Origin of the sequence: Kitasatospora sp. MBT66, assembly GCF_000710405.2 — a bacterium.
Taxonomy (GTDB): Bacteria; Actinomycetota; Actinomycetes; order Streptomycetales; family Streptomycetaceae; genus Kitasatospora; species Kitasatospora purpeofusca.
Genome location: NZ_JAIY01000016.1, coordinates 359,688 through 369,836, shown reverse-complemented (window position 1 = coordinate 369,836; position 10,149 = coordinate 359,688). Strand labels below are relative to the sequence as shown.

10 protein-coding genes are annotated in these 10,149 nt (G+C 74.6%); 8 read left to right on the top strand and 2 right to left on the bottom strand.

Features of this window, described 5'->3' with window-relative positions; all coding sequences use genetic code 11:
* From BI06_RS37550 to BI06_RS54890, 3 genes are all read left to right on the top strand, one after another.
* Nucleotides 1–517: AAA family ATPase (locus tag BI06_RS37550; protein ID WP_043475816.1), on the top strand; the 517-nt coding region annotated here is incomplete at its 5' end.
* Nucleotides 514–1,374, top strand: a complete 861-nt coding sequence (locus tag BI06_RS51775; protein ID WP_043475815.1) for an ABC transporter permease — start codon at nt 514–516, stop codon at nt 1,372–1,374. The genes BI06_RS37550 and BI06_RS51775, both read left to right, overlap by 4 nt.
* A 14-nt stretch (nt 1,375–1,388) precedes the next feature.
* Entirely contained in the window at nt 1,389–1,520 is a 132-nt protein-coding gene (locus tag BI06_RS54890; RefSeq protein WP_255360315.1) for a hypothetical protein, read from the top strand.
* An 87-nt stretch (nt 1,521–1,607) separates the two neighbouring features.
* On the opposite strand, the gene BI06_RS37540 is transcribed toward BI06_RS54890, so the two are convergent.
* Complete coding sequence (locus BI06_RS37540) at nt 1,608–2,543, bottom strand: CAP domain-containing protein (protein WP_043475814.1); 936 nt, start codon at nt 2,541–2,543, stop codon at nt 1,608–1,610.
* 227 nt (nt 2,544–2,770) lie between these two features.
* On the opposite strand from BI06_RS37540, the gene BI06_RS37535 reads away from it, so the two are divergent.
* The 4 genes from BI06_RS37535 to BI06_RS37520 all read left to right on the top strand — a co-directional run bounded on the left by BI06_RS37535 (nt 2,771) and on the right by BI06_RS37520 (nt 7,393).
* The gene (locus BI06_RS37535; RefSeq protein ID WP_043475812.1) at nt 2,771–3,859 is read left to right on the top strand and encodes an RICIN domain-containing protein; all 1,089 of its coding nucleotides are present in this window, start codon (nt 2,771–2,773) and stop codon (nt 3,857–3,859) included.
* A gap of 161 nt (nt 3,860–4,020) precedes the next feature.
* The gene (locus BI06_RS37530) at nt 4,021–5,223 is read left to right on the top strand and encodes an AAA family ATPase (protein ID WP_233290448.1); all 1,203 of its coding nucleotides are present in this window, start codon (nt 4,021–4,023) and stop codon (nt 5,221–5,223) included.
* A complete protein-coding gene (locus BI06_RS37525) occupies nt 5,220–5,663 on the top strand; it encodes a hypothetical protein (RefSeq protein WP_043475806.1) in 444 nt (147 codons plus the stop codon). Before BI06_RS37530 ends, BI06_RS37525 begins: the two co-directional genes overlap by 4 nt.
* Nucleotides 5,660–7,393 (top strand): hypothetical protein, encoded by a 1,734-nt coding sequence (locus BI06_RS37520; protein WP_043475803.1) that lies wholly within the window; start codon nt 5,660–5,662, stop codon nt 7,391–7,393. The genes BI06_RS37525 and BI06_RS37520 overlap by 4 nt, the downstream gene beginning before the upstream one ends.
* Nucleotides 7,394–7,406: 13 nt before the next feature.
* Here BI06_RS37520 and BI06_RS37515 read toward each other — a convergent pair whose 3' ends face one another.
* Nucleotides 7,407–8,663 (bottom strand): RNA-guided endonuclease TnpB family protein, encoded by a 1,257-nt coding sequence (locus tag BI06_RS37515; RefSeq protein WP_043475799.1) that lies wholly within the window; start codon nt 8,661–8,663, stop codon nt 7,407–7,409.
* Between the two features lie 134 nt (nt 8,664–8,797).
* Between BI06_RS37515 and BI06_RS51770 the strand changes: the two genes are divergently transcribed.
* Nucleotides 8,798–10,149: bpX6 domain-containing protein (locus BI06_RS51770; RefSeq protein ID WP_043475797.1), on the top strand; the 1,352-nt coding region annotated here is incomplete at its 3' end.

Below are 10,149 nucleotides of genomic sequence, written 5' to 3'. Positions count from 1 at the left end.
CGCGGCCGCGCTGCTGGGGGACCCGCCGGTGCTGCTGTTCGACGAGCCGCTGAACGGGCTGGACCCGGAGGGCGTGCGCTGGGTGCGCGAACTGTTCCGGAAGCTGGCCGCCGAGGGGCGGACGGTGTTCGTCTCCAGCCATCTGATGAGCGAGATGGAGCACACCGCGGACCGCCTGGTCGTCATCGGCCGCGGCCGACTGATCGCGGACGAGAGCCTCACGGAGTTCGCCGCGCGCGGCGCCGGGAAGAGCGGGACCGGACCGGGCGTCACCGTCCGGACCGCCGGGCCCGGGCCGCTGGCGGACGCCCTGCGGGCGGCCGGTGGCGAGGTGCGGCCGGGCGACGACGCCGGGACGCTCCTGGTGACCGGCCTGGACCCGGCCCGGATCGGCGCGCTCGCCCTCGACCACCGCGTCCCGCTGCTCGAACTGACCGCCCGTACGGCCTCCCTGGAGGAGGCGTTCATGGCCCTCACCGCCGACCACGCCGACCACTCCGCCGGAGGATCGCGATGACCACCACCGTTCCGAACACCACTGTTCTCACCGTCGACGCCGCCGAGCCCGACCCCCGGCCCCGCTTCCGGGACCTGTACGCCGCCGAGTGGATCAGGTTCTGGTCCCTGCGCTCCATGCCCTGGGTACTGGGGACCGGCCTGCTGGTCCTCGTCGCCGTCAACCTCAACGCCGCGCGCTACACCTACCTGAACACCGAGCCCGGCGGCCCGCCGCCCGGATCCGGGAGGGTCAGTCAGGCGCTGAACGTCTCGTTCACCATCGCGGCCGTGGACCTCCTGATGCTCCTCGCGGTCGGGGTCGGCGCCGCGGTGGTCGTCGCCGAGTACAGCAGCGGCATGATCCGCACCACCTTCTCCGCCGTCCCGGACCGCCGGGCGGTCCTGCTGGCCAAGGCCGGAGTGCTGGCGACGGCCATGCTCGGCCTCGGCACGGTCGCCGCCGGCGTCTCCTTCTGGGCGGCGCAGGCCCTGCTGGGCCGCCGTCACGCGGGGGTGTCGATCACCGAGCCGGGCGCGCTGCGCGTCGTCGCGGCCGCCGCGCTGCTGGCGCCGGTCTGCGCGCTGGTCGGCTTCGGCCTGGGGGTGCTGATCCGGCACGCGGCGGCGACCGTGGTCGCCGGTGTCCTGGTGCTCTTCCTGCTGCCGGCCTCGTTCAACGAGAACCACGCCTGGTCGGCGGCGATCGTGCACGCCCTGCCGCTCACGGCCTGGCGGCGGCTGTCCTGGGTCGACCTGACGAACGTGCTGCTCCCGCCGCACCCGGCGACGGTGGCGGGCTCGTGGCTCGCCTACGCGGGGTGGGCGGTGGGGTCCGTGCTGCTCGCGGTGACGGTCGTCCGGCGCCGGGACGTCTGAGCGGGACGGGCGGGTTGCCCCCGCAGCCGCCCGCGCGCGAGCGCCTGCTGTACGTGCACGAGGTGGCGACGGGCGAGGAGTGGGACCACGACACCCGCTACGACTACGAGTCCTGCTCCAACCGCGAGGGCTGGCCGAACCTGTAGCCCGCAGCCTCGGCGAAGGGCCGGCCGCACCCCCGGCGGAGGTCCGGCCGGCCCCTCGGGAGCCGTTGCCGTTGCCGGGGCCGGGCGTCAGCGGGTGGCGAAGTCGGCGTTCCAGGAGGCGGTGCCCACGCGGGAGAGGCCGACCTCGGTGTAGTCGCCGATCATGATCCCGAGGTGCTGGGGGGACTTCACCCAGCCGTCGAAGGCGGCATCGACGGTGGTGGGGCCGTAGAAGGCGATCTCGCCCCAGTTCCGCACGTTGTAGCCGAGGCCCCTGGCGACGGCGGCCGAGTCGCAGAAGTGGCCCGAGACGTGGCGCTGGTCCATCTGGACCGCGTTGCACTGGGCGGCCTGGGCGAGCGTCGGGTTCGAGCGCACCGCTGCCCTGCCGTACTGGGCGCGCAGCTCGTTGAGGCGCTGGAGGAACCGCTGCTCGGGCGCGGGCGTCGTCGGCGGCTGCTCGGTGCCGGTCACCAGGTCGAACCGCTGGGACATGCTGCCGTCGCAGGACTCGACGGTGACCTCGCGGTCCTGGCCGTGGTAGGTCAGACAGCGGTTGTCCCGGGCGTTGTGCAGATAGGTGCCGCCCTCGGCGGCGTTCTCCAGGGTCCACTGCTGGTTGTCGCCCGCCCACCAGTGGATGAACTGGGTGCTCCGGCCGTCGTTGAGGTCCATCTCGACCACGCGCTCGGTGCCGTTGACGTCGCGGGTGAGGGAGACCCGGCCGTTGGACCGGTCGGCGAGCCGGAAGCGGGTGGAGCTGTCCCGGTAGGTGCGGGCGACGATCCGGGAGCCCTCGCCGTCCGCGCTGGCCAGGGCGTTGTGGTTCTGGCGGTCCTGGATCGTGATCACCTGATCGGCAGCGGCAGTGCGGGAGGCAGCGGCGGCCGCGGTTGCTGCCGGAGCGGCGTTCGCCGGCACGGCCGACAGCGCGAGGCCGCCGACCGACAGCGCGCACGCGGCGAGCACCGCCCCCGCCGACCGGGCGCGGACACGGGCGGTGCGGGTCGAGGTGGCTTTCACGGGCTTCTCCTCCTGGTCGACGGCCCCGCTCCCGGTTGCGGGGCGGGCGTCGAGCAGGACACCAGCGGCGTGTGCACAGGACGTCAGCGATCCGTCGACGCCTGAGCGGGAGCGGTGTACCGGTCGTGTACGGGGTGTCTACGCGGGCGGGCCAGAGTCGTCCCCGTTCCGCTCGAACCGGTCGGCCGGATGCCGTCCGGGCAGCGACTCACGGAGAGACAGACATCATGTTTCGCAAGTTCCTCGGAACGGCGCTCGCCGCCGTCACCGCGACCGCCGGTCTCGCTCTCGTGGCGCCGACCCAGGCGTCCGCCGACATCAGCATGGGCGTCGAGTGCCGGCAGTTCGTCGGCGGGGTCAGCACCCCGGTCGTCCGGACCTCGCCCATCACGCCGAGGAGCTCGGCCGGGGGCATCGACCCGGGCGCGGTGATCGGCGGTGTCTTCGCGGGAGCCGACTTCGTGAAGTCGCTGATCGACGAGGCCAGGAAGAGCGCCGAGCTGCGCGAGAACCAGGCCGGGTTCCTGGAAAGCCTCTCCAAGAAGCTGCAGTACCTCACCCGCGGCGAGTACAACATCAGCATCTTCCGGTCGGGCAAGGGCTTCCAGGAGAACATCCTGCAGAAGTCGAACTGCTTCGGCACCGTCCAGTACGAGGGCTCCGACGACAAGGCGCTCTACGACGTGTACGTCTTCGACTCCGACGGCCAGGTCTGGAGCAACGACGGCAACTACGGCTACCAGAACTGGCGGCACTTCGGGCACACCCACTCCACGGGCTCGGCGGGCAGCACCAGGGACAAGTACACCTACTGGTTCCCGACCACGCCGCAGAAGTCCGCGCACGAGGCGGCCGACGCCCGCGCCAGGGGCGAGGGCGGCCGGCCCGCGCACGGGAAGGTGACCTCGCTGGTCTCCGACACCGGCCTCGCGATGGATCTCGCGAACAGCAACACCGGCGCCGGGACGTGGATCCAGGGCTGGCAGCCGAACGGCACCCAGGCCCAGAAGTGGGCGCTGTGGGACCAGGGCAACGGCAACTGGCAGATCGAGACGGACTTCCGCGGCGCCATGGTGCTGGACGTCATCCCCAACGAGTGGAAGACGCACCTGGTGAAGGCGCACGGCGGCACCAACCAGCAGTGGCGGTTCGAGGAGTACGGCAACGGCTGGTACCGGATCCGGGCCGTCTACAACATGCAGAACGGCTACCCGAACGGCGGCTGCCTGACCGCCGACGGCGCCGGCAACCCCCTGGGCGCGTGGAACTGCGACCGGGGCATGGGCGGCGGCCAGCTCTGGAAGCTGGCGGGCTGACACCTTGCCGGAGGTCCGGGCCCGCGGCCGCCGCGGGCCCGGAGCGGGGTGGGGCGGCGCGGGGCGGCGAGGGGTGGGGCGGGAGCGGGCCCGGAGCGGCGTGGGATCCGGCGGAAACCCGCTGGTGGTGGCCGGTCCGGCGGCCCTAGAATCCCGTGCTTGTGACCGACACCAGCACTCCCACCGAGGCCCCTCCCGCAGTGCTCCGCCAGGACGCCGAGCTGATCGCGGGCGTCGTGGCCGCCGCCGGTCGCGGCCTGGTCGACCGGGAGACGGTCGCCGAGGTGGTGGCGCTCTGCGCGGTCGCCGGGGAGCACCTGCTCGTCGTCGGACCGCCCGGCACCGCCAAGTCGGAGGCCGTGCGGCGGGTGGCCGGACAGCTCGGCGGCCGGTACTTCGAGTACCTGCTGGGCCGGTTCACCGAGCCCAACGAGCTGTTCGGCCCGGTCGACCTGCGCAGCCTGCGCGAGGGCCGGGTCGAGTTCGAGACCGCAGGCATGCTGCCCGAGGCGGACATCGCCTTCCTCGACGAAGTGTTCCTCGGCTCCACCGCCGTCCTCAACACCCTGCTGGGCCTGCTCAACGAGCGGGTGTTCCGGCGCGGCGGCACCGCCCTGGCCAGCCCGCTGCGGGTCTGTGTCGGCGCCGCCAACCACCTGCCGGAGGATCCGGCGCTGGCCGCGTTCGCCGACCGGTTCCTCGCCCGGGTCTTCGTGGACCCGGTGGCGGACGCCCGGCTGGAGGAGCTGCTGGAAGCCGGTCGCCGCCCGGCCCCGGTCGCGCACCACGGGGGAAGCCCGACAGGCACAGGCACAGGCCCGGGCGGCCCGGACGACCGGCTCGGCGCGCTCGACCGGCTCGCCGCCGCCGCGCGGGGCTGCGAACTCGACGGCGTCACCCCGCTGCTCGCCTCCGCGCTGCGCCGGCTGCGTGCCGCCGGGGTGCCCGTCGGCGACCGGCGGGCCGTCCGCTCGCAGCGCCTGGTCGCGGCCGCCGCCGTCCTGGACGGCCGGACCGTCGCCACCGCCCGCGACCTGTGGGTGCTGCCGCTGGTCGCGCCGACCGCCGACACCCAGGCGCTGGCCCGCGACACCCTCGGCGACCTGATCGAGAAGGCCGCCAACCGGAGCCTCACCCACGCCGCCGAGGAACTGTCACGCAGCTCGGCCGCCCGCGCCGAACGACTCGCCCGCACCGGCGCCGCCCTGCTCGCCGACCACCGCGGCCTGCCCGAGGGCCGGGACTCCCGGCTGCGTCTGGAGGCCGCGCTGCGCGAGATCGACGCCGGCTTCGCCCCGGCCGACCTGCCCGCCGCCCTGGCCGGGATACGCGCCGAGCTCGTCGCGGCGGTCGCACCCTCGTGACCACCGCCGGACCGACCCCGCCACCGACCCCGCCACCGGCCGTGGCGCTCGGCTGGGAGCGCCGCGAGCCCCCGCTGACCGCCGCCGCCGTCCTCGCGATCGGCGACGCCGTCCCGGCCCTGGCCGCCGCCACCCGGGACCGTCTCACCGGCGGCGCCCGGCTCGGAGTGCTCGCCGACGAGACCACCCTGCTCGTGCTCGGTGCCGAGCCCGACCTCCCCTGGGCCGACGGCGTCCACTTCCTCGGCCACGACGAGGAGTTGCTCGTCCCGACCACCGCTCGCCCCCGGCCCGCCGCCGCCCTCTGGCGGGCCGCCCTCGGCGCCCGGCCAGGCGACCTCTGCCTGCTCGTCCCCGGCCACGCCCTGGTCGCCGCACCACCGCCCGCCGCCACCGACCCGGAAGCCCTCACGCTGCTGACCCGGCGGTCCGGACGGTGAGCGCCACCCGACTGCCCGCCGCCCTCGCCCCCTGGGCCGGGTCGCTGTCCGCGCTGAGCCCGGAACTCGCCCTCGCCCTCGGGCCGTTGCTGCGACACCTGGACCAACTGGTCGGTGCCCGCGAGCCGGTGACCGACGGGGTGGGGGAGCCGGACGGGACGGGCGGGATCGGCCGCTCCGGCCGGCCGGAGCAACTGCTGCCCGCCGAATGGCTGCTCGCCGAGGACCACCCCGACGAGTTCCTGCGCCGCTTCGTCGATCACGAACTCCTCTACCTCGCCCCCGAGTTCCGCAGCACCGTCACGCGCGGCCGGACCGTCGCGCTGGTCGACGCCGGCCCGTCCCAGGCCGGGGCCGGCCGACTGGTCCAACTGGCCGCGCTACTGGTGCTGCACCGCCGGGCCGCCGCCCGCGGCAGCGAACTGCTGGTGGGCGTGCTCGGCGACCCGCCCGGCCGGTGGCTCTCCGGCGAACCCGCCGACCTGCTGCCGTCCTGGCTCGCGGCCCGCCGCTCCGCCGAACCGACCGCGGAGCAGGTACGGGAGGCCACCGCCGGTCTGGACGCCGCCGACCGCGTCTGGCTGCTCACCTCGCCCCGGCTCGCCGACGGGCTGCCGGGTCTGCCGGCCGGTCCCTCTGCGGATCCGGCCGGAGCCTCCGGCGCGCCTCGCGTCCTCGCCACCGACGTGGCCCGCTGGGGCCCGGCCGGCGCCACCCACGTCACCGTCCGCCTCGACCGCACCGAGACCGAACTGCCGCTTCCCGCCGCCGACATCGCCGTCCGGGCACTGCGCGGCGCGGAGTTCCGGCGGAACGGGCCGGTCCTCGTCCCGGCGCCCGCCGACGCGGTCGGCCCGCTCGGCCGGGCCCTGCCTGCCTTCACCACCGACGCCACCCTCCTGCTCACCCGGGGCCGGCGCGAGGGAACCCTGCTCGCCACGGACGTGCGCCTGACCGAGCACAAGCACGCCGCCGTCACCCGGACCAAGACGCACCATCTGAACGGCCAGGTGATCGCCGCCGGCCGGACCGGGCGCAGGCTGTTCGCCCTGCACCTGCACCGGGGCCGGGTGCTCCGGTACGTCAGCGGGCGACAGGTCGGCGGGGCCGCGGAGTTCGCCGTCGACCCGGCCTTCCTCGGCCTCGACGGGACGGTCGCGGAGGCGCTGGCGAGCGGCCCCGTGCTGCCGCTGCTGTGCTCCGGGGACGACCTGCTCGTCCCGGTCGCGGGCCGCTGGCGCCGGATCGCGCCCGACGGCGCCGTCACCGACGACGGCCCGGTGGGCCACCGGGCGGAGGGCCCGCACGGCTTCGAACGGTTCCGCGAGCCACGGCTGTTGGAGCGGGCGCCGCAGCCCGGCGAGCGGCTGGCCCGGCACCTGGTGCACGCGGGCGGCACGGCCGCCTGGTCCGAGGACGGCAGGCGCTGGTACGTCCGGACCCGGCTCGGCGAGGATCGGCGGCTGTCGTTCCGGGAGAACGCCCAGGTGGTCGGCCTGGTCCACGATGGGCGCGAGCCGGTGCTGATCACCTGGTCCCCCGACAGCCGGATGGTGCGGGCGATCCGGCCCGACAGCACCCGCACCCTCAGCCGGTTCTCCGGCGGTACCGCCCCACCGGCCGTGCACCCCACCGAACCGCTGATCGCGAGCGAGTTCCCGCCCGGCCGGGTCGTGGTCGGCGACGCCACCACCGGCCGGATCCACCATGTGATCGGAAGCAACGATTGACTTCCTCCCCGTGCTAAAGCACGGGGATTCCGGCCGCGCCTGCGGCACGGGGCTTGCGCCCGGTGCGGTCGGCGTTCCGGTGGGTTCCTGTTTCAACGGGGTGTGCCCGGCGTGGGATTGCCACGCCAGGTCTTACCGGCCCTCCGCAGGCGTTTAGCCTGTCCGCCCGTCCGGCGGCCAGGATGTTTCGAGCAGCATTGAGGTCACGGTCATGGCAGGTGCCGCACGCGCCGCACGTCCACGTGCGCACGCTCAACGGCTTGGGTCCGTCCAGGACCCCGCAGGTGGAACACACCTGCGACGTGGGTTCGTACCGGCCGATGATGCCGACGTGCCTGCCGTAGCGGGCCGCTTTCTCTTCGAGCAGCCGTCGGAAGGTGGACCATCCGGCGTCGTGCACGGACTTGGCCAGGCGCGTACGGGCGAGGCCGCGCACGTTCAGGTCCTCCAGGTACACCGCTTGGGTTTCGCGGATGATCCTGGTCGTCTGCTTCTGTGCCCAGTCCATGCGGGTGTCGGCCACCTTGGCGTGTGCCTTGGCGACCTTGCGTCGGGCCTTCGCCCGGTTCTTGCTGCCCCTGGCCTTGCGGGACAGGGCGCGCTGCGCGGCCTTGAGCTTCTTCTCGGCCTTCCGCAGGAAGCGGGGGTTGTCGATCACGGTGCCGTCGGACAGCACGGCGTAGGTGGTCAGCCCGAGGTCGATCCCCACCTCGGTGTCCAGGGGGGCCAGGTGCTGCGGTTCGACGTCCACGACGAAGCTGGCGTGGTACCGGCCGGACGGGTCCAGGACCACCGTCACGGACGACGGGTCGGCGGGCAGTGCCCGCGACCACTTCACCCGTACGTCACCGATCTTGGCGAGGTTCAGCTTCCCGTTGCCCCGGATGCGGAATCCGTTACGGGTGAACCGAAGGGACTGCCGGTTGTCCCGCTTGGACTTGAACCGGGGCAGCCCCACCTGCCGCCCGGCCCGCTTGCCGGACACGGAGTCGAAGAAGTTCCGGTACGCCGTGTCCAGATCTCGCAGGGACTGGATCAGCGGATCGACACCGACCGACGCGAGCCACGCCCGCTCGGCCGTGCGCTTCGCCCCGGTGATGACCAGTTTCTGGAGGTCGGCGCTCCTGGGATACGGCAGGCCGTCCTTACGGGCCTGCTTCCGCGCTGCCAAGGCGTCGTTGTACACCACCCGCGCGCACCCGAACGTCCGGGCCAGCGCTTGTCGCTGACCCGCCGTCGGGTAAAGGCGATAGGAGTACCGAAGGTGCACGGGATCAACCTACCGAGAGCCACTGACAACGGCTCACGTCCAAACCTCCGAAGCTCGCTCCGCCGCTTCACGGCTCCGAGCCAAGGACCCATTCCTCCCCCGGCCAAAGCCGGGGGCATCCTGGGAGAACAAAGGTGAACGCCCCTACCGGGAGTACCGCCGGGACCGTCCTCGCCGTCGGCTTCGTGCTCGACGTGCCGCTGATCGGTGTGCCGGAGGCCGCCGGGCGTGTCCTCGACCTGTGGCGTGCGGACGCGCGGCTGTGCGAACTGCCCGACGGCCGCTGGCTCCTGCTGCTGCCCGAGCCGGTCCGCACCCGGGCGGACCGGGCACCCGGGCTTCCGCTGGAGCGCACCGGGCACGGGGCGCCGACGGGCGCGCCCGGTCCTGGTCCCCGCTCCGCCACGGTCACCGCCGACGGCCGGCTCGTGCTGACGGAGGGCGGAGCGACGGTCACCCGGGTCGTCGGCGAGCTGCCCGCGCTGGACCCCGCCGACTGGCTCGACCCGACCGGCCTCGCCCTGCACCGGCCGCGTCCGCTCGGCGCGGCCCCGGTGCCCGAGGCGCCGCCCGTCGAGGACTCGGTGCCGGCCCTTCCCCGGCCGGACCTGAGGGCGGCGGCCGGCATCCGGCCGAGCTCGGAGCGGGCCCGGCGGCTGACCGCCGAGACGCCGCCCGCCCGCGGCCGCCGGGCCCGGCGGCAGTCGGAGCGGCAGTCGGAGCCGCCGTTCGACGGGCGTTCCGTCGCGCCCGTCGCGCCCGCCGGCGGTGGAGCCGCCTGGTGGCGGACCACCCGGCCGATCGCCCTCGCCCCCCACCACGCGGCGGTCGTCGTCGTCCTGCTGATGGCGGTGCCACTGCTGTTCGTGGTGCTCTTCGGCCTCGGCCTGTTCAAGGACCCGGAGGTCGACCCGGGCGGCATCGTGTTCGCCTCGATCGTCGCCGCCCTCGCCTACGGGGCTCTCTTCGGCCGGCGCGCCGGCCGGGACGGCGGCGGCGCCACAACCGGTCCTGCCGCCAAGGCCGCCCCCGCTGCCGGTGGCACTCCGGCCGGTGCCGCCCCTGCCCCGCGCCGGGCCCGCCGCCCCTGGCTCGGCGACCTGCTGGCCCGGGTCACCCTGCGCACGCCCGCCGCCCACCTGCTCCACCGGCGTCACAGCCGCTACCTGCACGACCTCACCCGCGCCTTCGAGCAGCACCGCTGGGACGACGCCCTGCGCGACGCGCTCCCGCTGGCCGACCGGGAGCGCGGCGACACGGCGGCCGGACGCCCCTGGTTCTCCCTCGCCCTGCCCAAGCGCTTCACCGGGCAACTGCGCCCCACCCCGCGCCGCGGCGGCCCGACCGCGACGAACGCGATCTCCGGCCGTACCGTGCACCAGCACCTCACCGGGCTCTACCGGGACGCCGCCGAACGGCTGGAGCGGCAGGGCCGGTTCGACGAGGCCGCCTTCGTCCTCGCCGACCTGCTGGCGGCGCCCGCCGA

Excerpts from the sequence above, each read along its gene's own strand:
- BI06_RS51775 (WP_043475815.1), top strand. The coding sequence starts at position 514 with ATGACCACCACCGTTCCGAACACCACTGTTCTCACCGTCGACGCCGCC.
- BI06_RS37535 (WP_043475812.1), top strand. The coding sequence starts at position 2,771 with ATGTTTCGCAAGTTCCTCGGAACGGCGCTCGCCGCCGTCACCGCGACC.